The sequence below is a fragment of the Streptantibioticus ferralitis genome, assembly GCF_029223525.1.
In the GTDB taxonomy this organism is placed as follows: Bacteria; Actinomycetota; Actinomycetes; order Streptomycetales; family Streptomycetaceae; genus Streptantibioticus_A; species Streptantibioticus_A ferralitis.
In genome coordinates this window covers 72511-89941 of record NZ_JARHTQ010000025.1, presented here as the reverse complement: position 1 = coordinate 89941, position 17431 = coordinate 72511, and the positions used below count along the sequence as shown (strand labels likewise).

Here is a 17431-nt window from a genome sequence, read left to right as displayed (position 1 = left end):
GGCCAGCTGTCAACGGCGGGCGCGGCTCTCGCTTTCCAGTTCGTCGGCCAGGGCCACCAGCTCCCATGCCTGGCCCTTGAGCGTGGCGACGATCTTCTCCAGCTTCCTCTCCCGCGCGTCGCCGGGTTCGGTGCCCTCGTCCTCCACCAGGGCGTTCGCGAGGAAGTCCGCGAGCCGTTCCAGCACGCCGGTACCGAGCGACAGCTGGCTGGCGGCATCGAGGTCGCGGCCGACGACCGTGCCGTGGCCACTCTGCTTCAGCCGCAGGGCCGCCGCTTGCATCCGGGCCATCTGCACGCTCTGCGGCATCACCGTGGTCACGGCGCCGTCGGCGGCTGCCTCATCGCCGGGAAAGCCCAGCACGCCAGGGCCGAGCAGCTTGATGATCTCGTCCGTGCATGCCTGAATTCGGGCGACCCCGGCCTCATCAAGGGTCAGCAAGTCGAAACGATCGTTTCCCCGCGCCAGCATGGTGTGGGCCGGGAAGTGGCGCACCACCGTGACGGGCTCACCGAACTCCCGCACCGCCGCCTGGTACAGACACTCCGCCATGTTGACCAGCCCGCCGCCGAGCATGAAGTCGGTGGCCACGACCAGGTGGCCGGCTCCGTCCGCGGTGGGCCAGGCCCGCATCCGCACGTGCGTGCGGTGCAGATTCGTGTTGGGGAAGTGCCAGGCGTGCTCGTCGCGCACCGGAGCCAGCTGGGCGAGGGCGGGCAGAACGGACACAGATGATCCTCTCGTCGCAGAGCCATGTATGACGATCACGCTAGCCACCCGGGCGGACACCGGCCGCCGATCCGCCGAAGTCGGGCTTTGGACCGGTGGCCGCCCGCGCTCTTGCGCCCGATCATGGGGTGTCCGCCTATGTCGTGCAGAGGAAACCGCGCAATCTCCTCGAAGTCCGTGCGCTTGCGGTCGAGTCCGTGGATCACGAGAACGAGGTGCAAATGCTCCTCGGCGGCTGGCCAGTCGCTGCTGGCCTCCCCCGTCTTTCCACACACCCGGCATTCGTCGTCCCCTAAACTCTGTGGATCAAGGGGGGTTGGAGGCGGTGGACAAGGCACGCCTGTACCAGCACGGCACGCTCGGCGCGAAGGTCTTCGCGCACGAGATCGACGACGAACCCTGGTGGCGCCGCCAGAAGGTCCCACTGGTCTGCGCGTTCTGCATGACGCCGGTGGTCTCCCAGCGCACCACGGTGGGCCGTGCTCCCCGGGCCGCGCTGTTCCGGCTCGCCGCAGACCGGCAGCACGAGGACCTATGCCCCCTCAACCCCACCGAAGTCCTGCAGAAGATCGCGCACGGCTCCCAGGGCGTGGCCGTCATCGAAGGCGACGAACTGCACCTCGTGCTGCCCGACGACCTGAGCCAGATCGACGCCACCACCCCCATCATCGACACCGGCTCCGCCGCCTCCTGCGACCGGTTCGGCGTGAACGTCTCCACGGTGCGACCGCTGCTGCCCCCTTTGATCAACAGCGCGGTCGTCATCGCCCGCTTCCTGCAAAAGCACGACTACGACGCCGACGTGGTCGCCCAGTTCAAGGTGCGCCGCCCCGGCGAGACCAAAGCAGTGGGCTGGGGCGAGTTCTGCCACGGCCCCACCCCCGCCGACCATGCCCGGCTGTACGCGCGCATAACCAGCGGGACGAAGCCCAAGCACCCGGTAGCCGTCTACGGCGGTGTCACCGCTGTAGAGCACGACAGCCAGGACCGGCCGGTCCTCCGGCTCGCCGACGGGCGCCGCTTCACCGTACGCATCCGGTCCGAACACGCCAGCCTGCTCAACCCGCTCGCGGCCGGCTCCTTCGTCCTGGCCGTCGGCGCCTGGAAGGTCTGGACACCCCGCAGGGGCAGGCCCGAGCTGCAGATGTTCGCCGAAGAACACTGGCAGCTCGCCCACTGGACCTACGACGCCGCCACCGGCCGAAGCAGCCCGCCCGCCTGCCCGCCGCCGCTCTCCCTCGCCCAGCGCACCCTCCGGCAGACCCGCGCGGCGGCAGCCACACGCAAGCCCGCACCGGGACGGGCCGCCCGGCCCAGCGGGCCGCCCACATCCGCCGCACCGCCACTGACCGCTACACCGCCAGCACCGCCGACGACCGCGGCTGCCCCCGCCCCGCTGACACCGACGTCCCCGCCCGGTCCCGTCGAACCGGATGCGGCACCCCCTGAGCCCACGCCCCCGGCATGCCCGCCTGTGCCGCCGCAGCCCTCGACACCGCCACGACCGGCTGCCCCGCCTCGCCGCCGCACACGTCGGCGCTGGTGGCCATTCGGCCGCCGACGCTGAACCGTGCGCAGCCGACGGACGACAGTCCAACCTCGCTCTGAGTCAGGTGCGGATCTGGTGGGGCAGTGCGCCAGCCCGGGACTGCTTCAGATACCAGCTGATCTCGTTGGGGAACTGCTCCGCGTACCGCAAGAGTTGTCCCAGGACGCCTTCGTACAGCGGGTCCGTGCCTAGGCGGTCGAAATCGGTGAGCCGCCCCGCCCACAAGGCAGCCGCGCCCTGCGGGACGCCGTCGCCGAGCTCGGCAGCACACACGATGACGCCCTCCACCGCACCGAGCAGCTCGTGGCGCTCTTCTTCATGCCGGTCCCGGAACGCGGGCTCGCGCGCGATCAGCAGGTCGGTACACGGGATCGACAAGGCCTCGCGCAGCTGGCCGAGGGTCGGCTCCTCGCACAGCTCCGTCACCGCGGCCGCCGTCAGCGCGGGCCGGCCACCCACGACGCGGTCCAGGATGCCGATGCCGAGCACCACGGCCGCGCTCGCGTAGCGCCAGGCGAGCAACCCGACACCGCGCTCGTAGCGGTCGGCAAGACGGCCTAGCTGGTGCAAGGCATCGGGATGGTGGGTTAGGGCCCGGCCGTGGGTGTACACCTCCGCGTTCTCCTCCAGCCGGTAGGAGCGGTGGGTGAGGGCAAGCGCGGACTCGTACTCATGCCGCAGGTCCTGCAGCGTGACGTGCAGGGCGCGCAGCGCCTCGATCTCGAGCGCAGTCAGCGGCGCGGCCTCGGTGAATACCGGGAAATCCATTGGGGGTTGTCTCCTCACGACGACGCTGTCGGGTGTTGCTGGCCGTGGCGTCGACGTTCTCGCCCGGCGCTCGTGATCCGGTCTGCGCTACTCATTGGTCGCGCAGTGCTTCGAGTTCGGCCCGGGTCAGGGCGAAGGGCGGGGTGCGGTCCTTCCATCCCTCTTCGGTGGCGTGGTCCAGGCCTGCCGGAGGCCGTTGTCCGTCGAAGCCGGGCGCGGCGTGGGTGATGTCTTTCAGGAGCAGATCGATGAGCCGGGCCAGCGCCATCGGCCCGCCACCGCTGTATCCGTAGGTGTAGCCGCCGCCGGTCTGCGGCGCGAGGAACACCGTTCCGTCCTGGGTGGTCACCCACACCGAGCGGCGCGCGATGGTGAGCGCGGCGAGCGGTGAGTGCGCCGGCAGCCGCTGCGGGGCGACGGTCTCGATCGATCCGTCGCTGGTTCGTACGGCGGGCATGTCGGTCACCGGGTCGATGAGGATGTCCTGGTCCCGGTCGTCGCCGAGGTAGGTGGCGAGCGCGGTGCGGGGGCTGGGCCGCAGCCGGGACGCCCACTGCCCGGCCTGGGCGCAGGATGCCGGGTCCACAGTGACCTTGCACGAGCCGGGGAAGTACCGGGTCCCGCCCAAGACATGCCCGAGGCGGGCGCATTCGGCGGCGAGCGTGTCGGTGCGGTTCAAGATGGTCCGCCAACCATCGCGCAGGATCTCCTCCGCAACGGTCGCCGGTTCCGGCGGGAGAAGGGGGCGGGCCGCGATGGCGATGGAGGCGATGTCCTCGCTGGTATCCACGTGTTCGGTGATCTCGTCATGGCAGCTCTTCGCCGCGGACCGCACCGTCCGCCGGGCGGTATCGAGGGCCGCCAGGGCCGCGTGCGACCCGTCGGGCTCCTCCGCGGCCAGGCGCAGCAGCGGCCCCGGATCCGGGACGACAACGGCCGGTACATGCAGGGTGGGCGCGCCCGGCCTCCAGGCCATCATCAGCTCGGGATCGCGCAGATTCGAGTGCCAGTAGGGAGCGGGCATGCCGAGCACCCGCTCCAGGCGGCGCCAGGTCGTGCCGTAGTACTCATCGGGGCCGACAGCGTCGATCGCCTCCAGGCTCGGCCCGTGCGGGATGTTGTAGTCGGGCTCGACCACGGACAGGGCGACGGCGTCCTTGGCCAGCTCGCGCAGCAGAGCATGGCTCGGGAACGTCATCCCCATCTCACCGCGCACCGTGTGCGCGAGCACCACCGGCCCGAACTCCGTTCCCCACCGGTACAGCACCCAGCCACGGCGCCGCTCCGCCCCCAGGAACCGCGCCGGCCTGGCGGCCACCGCCTCCCATAACAGCCGCGTCGCCTTCCCGGAACGCTTGAACACCACGAAAACGATCCCCTCACTTCGACCGGTGCCTTGTCTCGACGCACTATCCAAGCCGAGCCAGCCATCCGGCGTGGCCGGATCCAGCCGAACTGCTCCACAGCCTGGGCAGGATGAGCAAATGACCTTCACTTGGAAGACCCCACCGTGGGAGCGGCACGAGGACTGTACGCACATGGCGGTGACGCTCACGCACGTGGGTGGCGGGGAGATCGCCGTTGCCTCGGAGAGCGTGCGGGGCGACAACGCCACCGACGCCCTCGCGGACCTGCTCATGGGCCCTGGCGGCGCAGCCAAGATGTCACTGCCTGGCCTCGTAGGCGTGGTGGTCCGGCGCGGCATCGATGTGATGTGGATGGCGCAGCCGCCCATCGAAGCGGCGGTCTCGGACACAGGAGAATGGACCATCGCCGTCCATGGCGTGGATGAAGCCGACGTGACCGCTTTCTCCGCGGACGACGTGCGTGATCTGCTGGCCCGGCTGCGGGCCGCATACGGCTAGGCCGTTTCTGATGGCTCTTGCTGGGTGGGTGGATAGACGCAGTCCACAGCCTGCGCCGAGGTCCGGAAGCCGGTGACGTAGCCATCTGTCGATCTTCGCGACAGCCGCTCCGATCACGCCGTTGTTCGCAGTACAGCCGACTGCGGGACGGCGGCCGCCGTCCCGGCCTCCCGGGCAGCGCGCTCGGCACGGGCTCGCTGCAGCGCAGCGGCCTCGGTCGCCGCGGCCTGGCGACGGCGCTGGGCGCGGATCGCCTCGATCGGGGCTGGCGCATTGGTGACCGCCGTCTCCGGCTCGGGGAACGCTCGGCGGCTCAGCTCGCGCATCGCGGCGGTCTGCCGCTCCACCGCCTGTGCGATGGCCGGGTCCACCCGGCGCGGCGGCGGGGCCTCGCGGTGCGCGGCGAGCGCGCGGCGGTAGCCGTCCGAGGCGTTCTCCCGGGTACGCACCGGCCCGGCGGGCCCGGTCGGCTGCGGGTCTGGGTCGGCGGCCGCCGGGGCGGTGCCGGCCTTCTGGGGTGCGGGCGGCAGGACGTGCAGGGTGCGCACGTTCGCTCCCGGGGCCTTCGTGTTGGCCGTCGCGATCAGCTTCGGCGCGCCCCAGCGCAGTTTGGTGCCGTATGCGGGGGCGTCGGGGACGACGTCCAGGCGGCCGGTGTCCGAGTCGAACGCGACCGCGCGGGCGTGCCCGGCGAGTTCGGGCGCAGCCGCGGCGAGGACATCGTCCCACCGGGCGAGGACGCTGCCGCCAGCGGCCGGGGCGACCATGCCGCGCTCGGTCATCATCATCGTGATCTCGGTGCCGAGTCCGAGCGGCTCACGACCGCCGTGCCGCACCACCTGCGTCCGGGACCGCTTCGGCTTCTCCTGGCGGCGGCTGCCGTTTTTCTTGGCCGCCTCCCGGGCCGCGACCAGGGCCTGGCGGGCGAGGTCGACTCCGCTCAGCCCGCTGTTCACGCGATCACCGCCCCGGCCGTGTCGCCGTCCAGCGGGCGGGCGGCCAGCTCGGGCAGCCGGTCCGCCCACGGTGCGGGCGCGGCCTGCTGGGTGCGGGCCGCCTGCTGCTCGCGCAGCTGGTTCAGCCGAGTCCCCAGGAGGTATTGGGCGGTGCGCTCCCGGGCGGTGTCGGCGGCCTTCGTCGCAGCCGCGACGGCGTCCGCGCCGGTCGGGTTGGCCCTAAACCAGCGGCTGTTCTGCTCCGTCTTGTACGCCCGCCGCGCCTCCGTCTCGGCTTCCTCGGTACGGCCCAGCTGCCCGAGGGCGCTGCTGCGGTACTCCGGCAGGGCCTGCTCCACGGTCTGGAGAGCGGTGAAGGCAAGTGCGGATGCCGCCGCGACCGGGTTCGCCGCCAGTTCGCCCGGCTCCATCAGCTCCAGGAACTGCTTGAGGGCGGCCTCGATGTCGGTTTCCAGCGTCGCGCGGACGTGGTCGGTGACGGCGGCGACGTCGCCCGGGTCGGTCAGATCGGCGGCCCAGGTGGCGGCGACCAGTCCAGCCTCGCCGATCGCCGCCTCGGTCCGCCGCCGGTAGCCGCACGCCTCGCACAGCCCGGCCGCACGCTGCTGCCCGCAGTCCTCGCACGGCTGCGCCTGGCGGACCGCTTCGTCGGCGGCCGCGGCCTGGCGCTCGCGCTCCGCCCGCCCCTTGGCAACCGCACGGGCGGTATCACGACGGGCCTGCTCCGCGGCGGCCTGCTCACGACGCCAGGCAAAGTCCTCCGCCTCACGGGCGGCTTCCTCGCGGAGGCGGTCCTCGAGGACTTGGCGGTGCTCGCTGCCGCCGAGGCCGGGCAGCTCCCGGTCGACCTGAGCCGCGATCCTCGCCCGCCGGGCCCGCCGGAGGTGGATCACGTTGCCACAGTTCTCGCACTCACCGCCGGTGTCCAGCTGGATCCCGTCGTCGCACCGCCGGTCCGAGCAGGCCGGCCGCTGCACCAGGCCCCGCCGGATCAGCCACCCGTACGGGCTGCCGATCAGGGACTCGCCGCCGGTCTCCTCCAGCCGGTCGGAGAGCCGGTCGGCCAGCAGCCGCGGCGCCGTCTCCGGGCGCATCAGCATGCCTGCCAGCCGGGTCGCCTCCGCCTTCGCCGCCGCTTCGACTTGGTCCTGCTGCCAGCCGGACAGCCGCTCCCACAGCCCCGCAACCGGCCCCAGCGCCACCCCCAGACGAAGATCAGCAGGAAGCCCCACTCTCCGCAGCTGCTGCGCCTTTTCACCACCCGCGGCCTTCGGCCGACCACCGGCCCCAGCAGCCCGTTGCCCATCCCGCTCATCGACCGAGGACTCCTTGGGCTTTTCCCCGCGCAGCGGGCCGCCCTCAGTCCCCGTTGGCGCCGACCCGGCAACGTCCGGTCCGCAGTCGGCGGCCTGGTCCTCGCGCACGCACACGCGCTCCGGCCGACGGCCTTCACCCCCACGGCCATCGCCGGAAAACCCACCAACAACAGCACCATCTATAACCACATCAGCCACAGAAGAGTGATCAGTGTGAAGGGCTGCCGTAACGTCGGGCTCTGCCGTTTCAGCCTCCAAGTCCCCCTGTGCCCCGTTGACCTGGGCTTCTACGTCCGGCTTCACGTGGCCACTACCCCTTGCCGCAACGTCGGGGTCTGAAAAACCGGGCTCCGAGGTGCGACCGCGGCCCTCCGAGCCGGCCGGACCGCCGACCGCTCGGTGCGCGGCGGCCACCGCTGGCACCAGCAACCGCGACCGGTGCGCCAACCCCGATGCCGTCTCCCGTCGCGGACGCTCCACCAGCCCCCCGTCCTCCAGACGCTCGAGCACCCGTTCACCGGAGGCAGCCGTGCGACCCAGCAGCCGGGCCACCGTCGCCGCCGCCCGGCCGCGCTGGGTGTCCACCGAGCCGCCGCACAACCGCACCCGCCCGGTCTCCGTCGCCTCTAGCACCAGCAGCAGCAGCGCCAGACGGTCCGTCGCCGCGCCGCGGCCCGTACGCGCGCCCAGCAGCCCGGCCGGTGTGACCCGCCCATCCCGGTGCACCCAACCCGGCGCCATCACGGCTTCCAGCAGCCGCAGCAGCGTCGCCAGCTCCTTGCGTGACAGCGCCAGCGGATGACCAACCACACCGCGGGCCTCCCACAGCGGCACCACCTCGCACGCCACCGCCCGGTCCTCGCCGAACTCGCCCTCCACCACGCCCGTGCGCACCACCCCGGATCGGCGCAGCCCCGGCAGCACGACCGAGGCCGTGTACGACTTCGACATGCCCAGCCACCGGGCCAGCTCGCCCGTCCGGATCTCCACCTGGCCAGTTGCCTCCGGCGTCCGCGCCGCCAGCACAACCGCCGCCAGGCGCACCGCGTCCACCTCACCCTCCAGACCGGCGACGTCCAACAGCGCACGCACTGCACCACTCAGCCTCGCCCGCGCATCCCGACCCAGCGCCAACGGGTGGCCCGGCCCGCGGACCGGCACCGCACCGGCCTGACGAGGCACCGGCCGCAACGCACCCCGCTGCCCCGGCACCCGAACCTCGGCCTTCACCGACCGTGATACCAACTGACGCGGACCCGGCACCAACATCCCAACAGCAATCACCAATCCACCCCCACACGAGACGTGGAGGCAGACGATGCACCGAGAAGCGGACACCTCCGCCGGACGACCATCCCCGCAGGCTGCCGCCGCCGACCTGTGGGCAAGGACCGACGATGGGAGACACCCCCTGCGGAGGGAGCGAGGATGTGACCGTTCGACATAGTTCGCGCGTGTTCACGTAGTTGGTGAGCGCGGTGGCGAGATTCCCGGGAGCTGCGGTTTCGCACAGCGACCCGGGCCTCGTCGCCCCTAGCCCGCCAAACTCCGTCGAACAGGCCCTTCCAACTGCGGTGAGCAGACGTGGCCTGACAAGCCAGGACGTTCCAGCTCATCGACCAACTACGGCGAACGGTCACAGCGGGAGCGGACAGGGAGGTGATCACACTCTGATCAAGCAAGCCGGACGACATGTAAGTGACCGAGGTCGCTGAATTGCCCCAGAAATTCTTCCCTCTCGGTACGGCGGGAGATCGACGAAGGAGGAGCCCGTTCTGCGGCAGGGTACGTGCCGGGCAGCATGCCGCGAATCGCTCCAAACGGCACATCGAACCTTGGTAGGCGGGGCCGGGCAGATGGCGGTAGAGCGAGTCGAAGTGGGCGCGCTGCTGCCCCCCGCTCACGTATCGAGGAAACGGGGTGAGCGGCCGAAAATGTGACGCAGACGTGGCCCGAAATGGGGCCAAGCGGGCATGCCGGGGCTGACAAGGCGCAGGCGAGTAGTGCAAAATGACTCCCGTCGTGAGGCATCGCCAAACGGCACGACGAAGCCCCTCGTGGTGCTTCGTGGTTCCTCTCACAGAACCGAGATCGAACTGTTCGAAACCGGCGGCAACCGGGTCGAACAACTCCTCCGGAGCGGCTGGCAGGCCAGAACCGGAGATCAGATGGGGCGCGGCACCGAGGTGAGTGGCATCACCGAGGGGCAGGCCCCGGGCGGCTAGAAGTCCTGCGTTGCAGGCGCCGCCCCCAGATTCACGTCATCTCGACCCCCTCGCGGGGCGAGGTGTACCCGCGCCCGGACCGGCGCGGAAGCATAGAAAAGGCACCCTGTTGCCGGAGCGACGCGCAGGTCATCGCTACGACGGCAGTGGGTGCCGTGTGTGTCTGGCAGCGGGTACGGGTACCCTGAGTCATGTCGAGACCATCCGAAGTTAGGTCTGCGGCCGGGCCCCGGAGCACCACCTCGCGGGGCCTAACCATGTCCGTATAGATCTTGTCCGCAGACACAGTACCGCTCGCACGGCGCGTAACGACACCCTGCCACGGACCGTGTCGGCCCTGAGATATACCGTCCTGACGCGTCGACAGGCAGAGAATGTCCCAACCCTTCGCAGAGCTCCGGGAGTCCAGACCGGCATGATGAGCAGCATGCAAGCGACGCCGACGGATCCCCTGGACGTGGACACCTTCGCCAACCCGGTGCAGCAGGCGCGCTTCGCCGTGGCGATGGAGCGGATCGCCGCTGACCGGGCGCCCGGCGCGCCGGTTCGCGTCTACGTCAGCGCGGCCCCTAGGACGATGAACGGTCCGAAATGGGACAAGTGGCTTGAGCGGATTACGGAAGAACTGCCTGCCGGCGTCGAAGTCTTCCACTACCGCAACGTTTTCACCGAGGACCGCCCATACGACTGGGCTGACTTTGCCGAACACATCGACGGCCTCATCGTGGTGGGCAAGCAAAAGAGAGCCGGAAGCCGCGTCTACTTCCTCGGCCCCATCGCCCGCCTTGAGTTGCGCTCGCTCATCGCGCGCAAGCCTGTACTGCTGTACGCGCACAGCCTCGGACTCATCCCAGTCATCGACTGCCGGAGCCAGGTCCTCAGCCCGGAAGACGCGCCGCGGCTGAAGTTGATCGCGCCGAAGCGGTGGAAGCCGGACACCAGGACTCTTCGGGCCGCGTTCAACGCACTGACCCCGAACAACACCGTGGACGAGGAACCGCAGGCGGATGTGTCCGTGCATCTCGCCCATCCGTTCGCTGCACCTCCCCGATGACGCGTCAGTAAAGCCCGCTAGCGGATCAATAAATCGTATACGCGCAAGCCGAATTGGCCGTAGCCCCAAATCCATCACGTGCAAGGGACACCACAAAGTGGGTTCGCGTGAATGCCTCTTCGTGTCCCGCCAGACGAGCAAATTGTGGCCCCGTCTTCCCGTCAGACAGGAACCCGATCCGGTTGGCGCCCGCAGAGCGGGCTCCACACAGCCATGCTGTGGCGTGCATCGCCCGGACACGGTCATGGGAAACAAGTGCCCGCTGCACAGCGGAGGTAGAGGTCAATGGGGACCGCCATCCGCAGAAGGACGCACACAGCGCAGTTCGGCCAGCACGTTCTCCGGGTGACCGTCGTAGACGATGTGCGGTTCGTCGAGTGTCGGGGGGTGGAACCTCCCCGCGAACCGCAACAAGTCCGCCTCGCTGAACTCGATCGAGTTCGGGTCGGTCAGCGCGCGGGCGTTGCGCTCCCGTATCCGCTCCCAGCGCACCTCGTGGGGCACCGGCAGGTAGATGAGCACCGGTGCGCCGCCAGCCTCCATCGCGGTCGCCGCCCACTGCGCGCGCTCCTCCGGAGTCCAGAACCCGTGATCGACCACGATGTCGTGTCCAGCGCGTAGGCCCTCCTGGAGCTCCAGGGCGACGTCCTTGAGGACGGGTGCCTCCCGGACGCGGAACTGCCCGCGGGGGAAGTCCCTCCCGTAGTGGCCGTAGCGTCGGAACATCTCTTCATCGGGGCACAAACGCCGGACGCCGGCCCGCTCCAGAGTGCGGGCGAGGGTCGTTTTGCCAGCGCCCGGCATCCCTGTCATGAGTATCGCGTGAACAGCGCCGCGGTTGGTCACCGCAGCACCTCTGAGGTGGTGCGCCGCGTGCGGCCGGGAGCGCCCAAGTCCACGCCGTACTCCAGCACTTGGCCATCGGCATCAAGAAACCTCGCGGTCAGCACGAGAATCGCCGCGACAGTTCCGGCTTCCAGTTCCAGGAGCTCAAGGTCGCGCGCCGTGGCGATACGAGCAGTTTCCTCATCCACCCGCTGCACGACTTGCCGCCCGGTGGCCCGCGCAATCAAGTCGAGCGACAGCCCGCCCTTGAGTCGCTCGCTTCGAGTCAGCTCCGGGAGCACCTGGGCGAATTCGGCGGGGATCCAGGACGTCGAGTGGGAGACGATGCCGTGAGTATCGCGGTAGACGCGGCTCCGGCGAATCACGTCATCACCAGGGGTGATGCCGAGGACATACGCGACGTCCTCGGGGGCAGCGACTATTCCGGCGGTGTGGCCGGACGACGTCTCGCCTACACCCCAGGACGAGTGCGTCTTGGTGCTGCGGTCATGGCGCTCCGACCCTGAGGAGAGCGATATGGGCCGCGCCATCACCTCGGTTCCGACGCCCGGGATGCCCTGCACGAGCCTCTCGTCGCGCAGAAGTTTCATCGCCCGGTCCGCTGTGGCCGTGCTGACACTGTGCTTCTCGGCCAGCGCCTTGATGCTGGGCAGGAGGTCGCCTGGCGAGAGTTCCCCGGAGCTGATCAGGTCGCGGTAGTGGCCCGCGATGCGTGCGTACGGCGGCCGGTTGTCGGCTCGGGGTGGCCCGGACATCTGCCTTCGCCTCCTTCAATTTCATCTAGGTGCCTCACTATACCGCTTGACACCTGAGGGTACCTCAGGCAACCTGATGTATGTAAGGCGTCGGTGTTCCTCCGGGAGCGCTGAGTGAGCAAGACCGCAGGAAGTCGTCCGCCCTTCGGGGTGGCCGGGGTTTCAGAGAGCTCCATCAAACTCCCCCGGGCCTGACCGCACGACGACTGTGTGCACGTCGCAGCGCTGTGCGCTGTCTGTCCTGCAGGACGCCGGCTTGCCGTGCGGCCTGGAGGGCGGAGAGAGCACCGCGAAGCACCCCGCCCCTCTGCCCGTAAGGAGTTCACGTGCTTGCTTCGACCCTTGAACCCACCGCCCGCTACCGCAGGAGCCGGACCCGCTCCCGGAACATCAGCCCCCGCCCGGCGCTCGCCGTCTCCACCCTTAAGCCCCACCAGTACGACCTGCGCCCCTCCTGCGCGTCGCTGGTCTGCCCCGACTGCAAGACGTGGGTGCCGATCACAGGCATCAAGGCCAAGAAGCAGAAGCTCGTCCCGCACGACACCGGCGTTGCACGGAAGGATGCGGCGGTCCGCTGCCAGGGCAGCAACCGTCTGGTCAGTATCGACGTCGCGTTCGAGGTGTGGCAGAAGCGCTTGGAGGACGGCGGCGCGGAGACCGCCAGCCGTCGCCCGACCACCGTGCTGCGCAAGCCCAAGGTCGCGCCCGCGCCGGCCGTCAGCCAGATCGCCGCGCAGAAGCAGACGGCGCCGACGGAGGGGGAGCCGGGCGACGGCCGGCCCCTGTGGCTGCTGCGCGAGATGAAGTGGGTGTCGACGGCGCTGGCGGTCCGTGAGACCGACACCCGGCGCGCGCAGCTGCCCGCCGGTGACGCCCCGCTGGCCAGCCCGCCGGTCCCGCTGACCACGCTCCGCCCCAAGCGCCCGACGCGCTGAACCACCGCGCACGAACGACCACGGCCCCGGCCGCCTGCATAGCGCAGGGCGGCCGGGGCCGTGGCTGCTCGTATGACCAGCCAACACGACGACAGCCCCGGCGACTTGAGACCCCCGGGGCTGTCCAGGACCTGACTGGAGGACCTGATGCAGCACAGCATGACACGCTCCGCGCCGCAGCCGTCGGCCGGGATCATCGACGACATCGAGCGCGAGGACGACTCCAAGGGCTACGAGCCCGAGGACATCACCGGCGTCGATGTCTCCCTGGTGCTCCTGCCCGCGACCGTCCCGGCGTTCGTCGGCCTGGAGGTGGCGGCGTGATCCTCTGTCTCACCGACGCCGACCGCGCTGAGCTGTCGCGGAAGAACGCGGAGCAGAACAAGAGGTCGGAGGAAAACCGCCGATGACCGCCCGTCAGACGGACGACCTGTACGTCCGCTACATGGAGGCGTTCAGCGCTTCCAGCGAGCACACCACCAACTGCCCGGCCTGCCAGGCCGGCGAGTCGTGTGTGCAGGGTGAGCCGATCCACGAGCGGTTCGCCCGGTTCCAGGACGCCTACAACGAACGCCAGTCGAAACGGCAGCGCTGATCCCCCGGCATTGCCCGTCGTCCCCGCGCCTTTGCGGGCGGGGACGACGGAGAGCGTCGGGAGCTCCCCGCTCCGGCCCTTCCGGCCGTCGACACAGGACACAGCCCCGGGGCTCGCATCCCCGGGGCCGCTTCGTACTACCGGACCTTCTGGGAGGCCCTTATGCAGACCATCGTACGCACCGAGCGCTACGGCTACGGCGCCGTCTCAACCGCCGCGCCCGTCCGGCCCCGTCCGGCCTGCGCCGACGAGGACCCCGAGCTGTTCTTCCCCATCGGCAACACCGGACCGGCGCTCCTCCAGAGCGAGGAGGCCAAGGCCGTCTGCCGTCTGCGCTGCCCGCTGATGGAGAGCTGCCTCCAGGGCGCCCTGGACCGCAACGAGTCCGGCGTGTGGGGCGGTACCGACGAGGGCGACCGCCGCCGCATCAAGCGCCGCGCCGCCCGCCGTCGCACCGTTGCCTGATCCGTTCTGGCGGCTGCCTGATCCGCCGGCACCGACCGCTGCACCACGGCGGACGGGACAGGCGGTGAAGGGGAGCCGGACAGCCCGGACCGACAGTCGAGGGAGGCCCCATGGCCACGACGATGACCCCGCTCCAGCCCGGCACGGAAGCCGCTGCCCAGGCCGCCGCTTTCGCGATCTTCGGTAGCGACATCCCGCCGATCGGGCCGGAGGACTACCACGGCAGCTGGCGCACCACCCTCCACGTCATCGCGGAGGAGTGGGTGGGCGAGGGCCGCTTCGAGCGGCACGCCGCCCGCACCGCGGCCGCGCTCAACGAGCTGTTCGGTGTCGGCTCGCCCGAGGCGCGCGCCGAAGGCACCACGCTCCAGCCGCTGATCGACCGGTGCCGCCACTTCGGCATCACCACCGCCGACCTCCGCCGCCACGGCGCGCAGCTCCCCGAGAGCTGACCCGCGGCTCCCGCCCGGCGGGAGCCGCGGGCAACTTCTGGCCCGCCCCACAGCACTCCCCCAGGCCGACCGCCCGCACGCCGGGCTGCCGGCCTTTCGCACGCCCCCGGCCCGGGAACAGCCCGATGCCGGTGCACGCCAACGGAAGGACACGATGTGACACAGCCGCCACAGACACAGGCCGTCCAGCCGACGACCAGCTACGCCAAGGGCGACATCGTCCTGTTCCGCGACGTCGAGAAGTTCTGGCTCGGCAAGCCCGGCCACACCCTCGTCGGCCGGGTGGAGCGGTCCTGGCGGCACGCCGACACCGGCAAGGTCCTCTACGACCTGGTCGAACTGAGCGGCAACCGCCACCGCGCCGGGATCGACCCCGACTACATGCGGCTGCTCCCGCCGGCCGACGCGATGCACGACATCGACACCGCGCCGCTGAGCGAGCCGGACACCGCGGCGATGACCCCGGCCGCCGTCGCCTGGCTGCGCCAGCACCTCGCGCAGAACGCCGCCGAGCTGCCCGACCAGCGCTGACCACCTGCTCCACACAGACGGCCCTCCGAGCCCCCGGCATTAGCGCTGCCGGGGCCTCGGAGGGCCTAGTCACGACCCTACCGACCGACGCCGACCCGCGGTGACCTCTTGCACGAGGCGCCGGAACGTAAGAGAGGACACCCCCCCGTGGCCAACACCGCCACCCGGCGCAGGCGTAAGCCCGCCCCGGCCGCGAAGCCTCGAGGCGCCGGGCGCGCCAAGGCTCCGACGCCGCCGACGACGCCGACCTCCATCCCCGCCCAGGCCACCGCCGCTCCTGAGGAGATCGTGCCCTTGGTGTTCGAGGAGGCTGACCCGGTCTTGGCCGACGCCGCCGACCGCGCCGCCGACCTCCGGGACCTGGCCGCCGACGACGCCGCGCGCATCCTCGCCGACGGCGAGTCCCGCGCCGTCGAACTGCTGGACGGTGCGCGCACCGAGGCCGCTTCGATCACCGAGGCGGTCACGACCGAGCAGGCCCGCGTCCTCGCCGACGCACAAGCCGACGCCGACCGGGTCCGCACGCAGGCCGCGACCACCGCGGCCGCCGCCGCCGACCAGGTTCTGACCGACGCCGAAGCGAAGGTCAAGCAGCTGTTCGCCGACGCGCGCCGGGTGGCCGACACCGTCACGGCGACGGCGTCCGGCGAGGCCGACCAGGTCCTCGCCGAGGCCAAGGCGTCTGCCGAGCAGCTGCTCGGCGACGCGCGCCGGAAGGCGGAAGAGGTCACCACTACGGCGGCCGCGCACGCGGAGCAGGTCCGCACCGAGGCCGCGCAGGCCGCCGCGAAGGCTCTCGCCGACGCGGAGACCACGCGCACCGAGCTGCTCGCGGTTGCGGAGCGCACCGCGACCGAGACACGCACCCGCGCCACTACCGACGCCGAACAGCTCCTGGAGCGGGCGCGGGGCGAGGCCGACCGGATGCGCGAGAGCGCGGACGACCAGGCCGCACAGGTGCGAGCCGGGGCCGAGAAGATGGCCGCCGGCCTTCGCCAGGATGCCGAACGCGCCCTGGACGACGCCCGCACTTCCGCTGAGGAGCTACGGGCTGTCGCCGACAAGGACGTCACCCGGCTGCGCGAGCAGGCCGAGACGGACGCGAAGACGGCCCGGGAGGCGGCGGCCAAGGCCACGGCCGACCAGGCTGCCGCCGCGAAGGCCCGAGCCGAGGCCGAACGGGTCCTGGAGGCGGCGACGCAGCGCACGGTGCAGCGGGCCCGCCGCCGCGAGATCCGGACCGAGTCGCGCGCCGCACGGCGCAAGGCACGGGCCGATGCCCGGCCCGCCGGCGAAGTGCCGCCGCTGTCCGGACAGGAACTGGTGCTTGTCGTCGCGATCGTCCTCGCGGCCACGACCGTCTCCACCCTCGGACTGCTCTCCTCCTACACCGCGCTGGAGACCAAGGCGACGGGGTGGGGCTGGGACTGGCCGTGGCTGCTGCCGGTTGGCATCGACGTCGCGATCCCCGCCTTCACCGGCGCCAACCTGGTCCTGATCCGCATGGGCATGGAGCTGCGCTGGATCCGCTGGGTGCCCAGGGCACTGACGGCGGTGACCGTCTACCTGAACTGGAACGCGGCGCACTCCGCCTCGGGCCGCCTCGGGCACGCCGCCCTCACGCTGCTGTGGGTGATCTTCTCGGAGATCGCCTCCCACGTGTACGCCACGCGGATCGGCGCGGTCACCGGCAAGAAGCGGATGGAGACCGTGCGCTGGTCCCGCTGGATCCTCGCCCCGATCCCCACCGCTCGCCTGCGCCGCCGGATGATCTTGTGGGAGATCACCTCCTACGAGGAGGCGCTCACCCGCCTCCAGGAGCAGACCCTGCTGCGAGCGCGCCTGAAGGAGGCGCACGGCTGGCGGTGGCGGAGCAAGGCTCCGCTGGAGCAGCGGATGGCGCTCAAGCTCGGCACCGCGCCTGCCGCGCTCGCCGACGCGCTCACCCACGAGGACGCTCACACCGTCGAGCGGATTGAGGAGAGCGGCGACGCTCACCCGGAACCGAGCGCGCTCACCCCCGGGAGCGCCGAAGGTGAGCGTGAGCGCCCGGCGCTCAATGCGGGCGCTCACTCCGGTGAGCGCGACACGGAGGGGGACGACGCTCACCGAGCGGACAGCCCCCGAACTCGCAGCGAGCGGGACGCGCTCACCGAGCGCCGCCACGACCGCATCCGCCTCCTCTACACCGAGCTCGGGCGCCGCCCCGAGTGGACGGAGATCCGCGACGCGCTCACCGAGGCGAGTCTGTCCGATGAGCCGGTCTCCCGTCCGACCGCGCAGCGCCTGCGCGCTCAGGTTGAGGAGAGCGCCCCGGTGAGCGCCAAGGCGAGCGCGCCCGCGAACGCCTGAGCGTCCGCACCCCTGCGCGGCACCTGCCGCTCATGGTC

At 71.0% G+C, this 17431-nt stretch carries 17 protein-coding genes; 10 read left to right on the top strand and 7 right to left on the bottom strand.

What is annotated here, in order from left to right; all coding sequences use genetic code 11:
* Positions 1-9: 9 nt before the first annotated feature.
* Positions 10-729 carry a hypothetical protein gene (locus P2L57_RS29725; RefSeq protein WP_275819667.1) on the bottom strand — a complete coding sequence of 240 codons (720 nt, stop codon included), beginning with the start codon at positions 727-729 and terminating at the stop codon, positions 10-12.
* 325 nt (positions 730-1054) lie between these two features.
* On the opposite strand from P2L57_RS29725, the gene P2L57_RS29720 reads away from it, so the two are divergent.
* Positions 1055-2296, top strand: coding sequence for a hypothetical protein (locus P2L57_RS29720; protein ID WP_275819665.1), 1242 nt, complete (start codon positions 1055-1057; stop codon positions 2294-2296).
* A gap of 42 nt (positions 2297-2338) precedes the next feature.
* Here the strand turns inward: P2L57_RS29720 and P2L57_RS29715 are convergent, their stop codons facing one another.
* Positions 2339-3046 (bottom strand): hypothetical protein, encoded by a 708-nt coding sequence (locus P2L57_RS29715; protein ID WP_275819663.1) that lies wholly within the window; start codon positions 3044-3046, stop codon positions 2339-2341.
* Between the two features lie 91 nt (positions 3047-3137).
* A complete protein-coding gene (locus P2L57_RS29710; protein WP_275819661.1) occupies positions 3138-4409 on the bottom strand; it encodes a hypothetical protein in 1272 nt (423 codons plus the stop codon).
* Between the two features lie 121 nt (positions 4410-4530).
* Between P2L57_RS29710 and P2L57_RS29705 the strand changes: the two genes are divergently transcribed.
* Positions 4531-4911, top strand: a complete 381-nt coding sequence (locus P2L57_RS29705; protein WP_275819659.1) for a hypothetical protein — start codon at positions 4531-4533, stop codon at positions 4909-4911.
* Positions 4912-5024: 113 nt separating this feature from the next.
* Here P2L57_RS29705 and P2L57_RS29700 read toward each other — a convergent pair whose 3' ends face one another.
* Both P2L57_RS29700 and P2L57_RS29695 read right to left on the bottom strand, forming a co-directional pair.
* Positions 5025-5867: a DciA family protein gene (locus P2L57_RS29700; protein WP_275819657.1), complete on the bottom strand. Its 843-nt coding sequence runs from the start codon at positions 5865-5867 to the stop codon at positions 5025-5027.
* Complete coding sequence (locus tag P2L57_RS29695; RefSeq protein WP_275819655.1) at positions 5864-8275, bottom strand: hypothetical protein; 2412 nt, start codon at positions 8273-8275, stop codon at positions 5864-5866. The genes P2L57_RS29700 and P2L57_RS29695 overlap by 4 nt, the downstream gene beginning before the upstream one ends.
* 1590 nt (positions 8276-9865) lie before the next feature.
* Between P2L57_RS29695 and P2L57_RS29690 the strand changes: the two genes are divergently transcribed.
* The gene (locus P2L57_RS29690; RefSeq protein ID WP_275819653.1) at positions 9866-10462 is read left to right on the top strand and encodes a ferredoxin reductase domain-containing protein; all 597 of its coding nucleotides are present in this window, start codon (positions 9866-9868) and stop codon (positions 10460-10462) included.
* A gap of 282 nt (positions 10463-10744) precedes the next feature.
* Here P2L57_RS29690 and P2L57_RS29685 read toward each other — a convergent pair whose 3' ends face one another.
* Together P2L57_RS29685 and P2L57_RS29680 are read right to left on the bottom strand one after the other, a co-directional pair.
* Entirely contained in the window at positions 10745-11308 is a 564-nt protein-coding gene (locus tag P2L57_RS29685; protein WP_344185342.1) for a P-loop nucleotide/nucleoside kinase family protein, read from the bottom strand.
* Positions 11305-12063, bottom strand: coding sequence for a GntR family transcriptional regulator (locus P2L57_RS29680; protein ID WP_275819649.1), 759 nt, complete (start codon positions 12061-12063; stop codon positions 11305-11307). The genes P2L57_RS29685 and P2L57_RS29680 overlap by 4 nt, the downstream gene beginning before the upstream one ends.
* A 326-nt stretch (positions 12064-12389) precedes the next feature.
* Between P2L57_RS29680 and P2L57_RS29675 the strand changes: the two genes are divergently transcribed.
* The 7 genes from P2L57_RS29675 to P2L57_RS40370 all read left to right on the top strand — a co-directional run bounded on the left by P2L57_RS29675 (position 12390) and on the right by P2L57_RS40370 (position 17393).
* Entirely contained in the window at positions 12390-12998 is a 609-nt protein-coding gene (locus P2L57_RS29675; protein WP_275819647.1) for a hypothetical protein, read from the top strand.
* A 147-nt stretch (positions 12999-13145) separates the two neighbouring features.
* A complete protein-coding gene (locus P2L57_RS29670; protein ID WP_275819645.1) occupies positions 13146-13322 on the top strand; it encodes a hypothetical protein in 177 nt (58 codons plus the stop codon).
* A gap of 82 nt (positions 13323-13404) precedes the next feature.
* Positions 13405-13593: a hypothetical protein gene (locus P2L57_RS29665; RefSeq protein ID WP_275819643.1), complete on the top strand. Its 189-nt coding sequence runs from the start codon at positions 13405-13407 to the stop codon at positions 13591-13593.
* Between the two features lie 162 nt (positions 13594-13755).
* Complete coding sequence (locus tag P2L57_RS29660) at positions 13756-14058, top strand: WhiB family transcriptional regulator (protein ID WP_275819641.1); 303 nt, start codon at positions 13756-13758, stop codon at positions 14056-14058.
* 110 nt (positions 14059-14168) lie between these two features.
* On the top strand, positions 14169-14510 hold the full coding sequence (locus P2L57_RS29655; protein WP_275819639.1) for a hypothetical protein: 342 nt from the start codon (positions 14169-14171) through the stop codon (positions 14508-14510).
* Between the two features lie 156 nt (positions 14511-14666).
* Positions 14667-15041 carry a hypothetical protein gene (locus tag P2L57_RS29650; protein WP_275819637.1) on the top strand — a complete coding sequence of 125 codons (375 nt, stop codon included), beginning with the start codon at positions 14667-14669 and terminating at the stop codon, positions 15039-15041.
* A 147-nt stretch (positions 15042-15188) separates the two neighbouring features.
* Positions 15189-17393, top strand: coding sequence for a DUF2637 domain-containing protein (locus P2L57_RS40370; RefSeq protein ID WP_275819635.1), 2205 nt, complete (start codon positions 15189-15191; stop codon positions 17391-17393).
* Positions 17394-17431 lie beyond the last annotated feature (38 nt).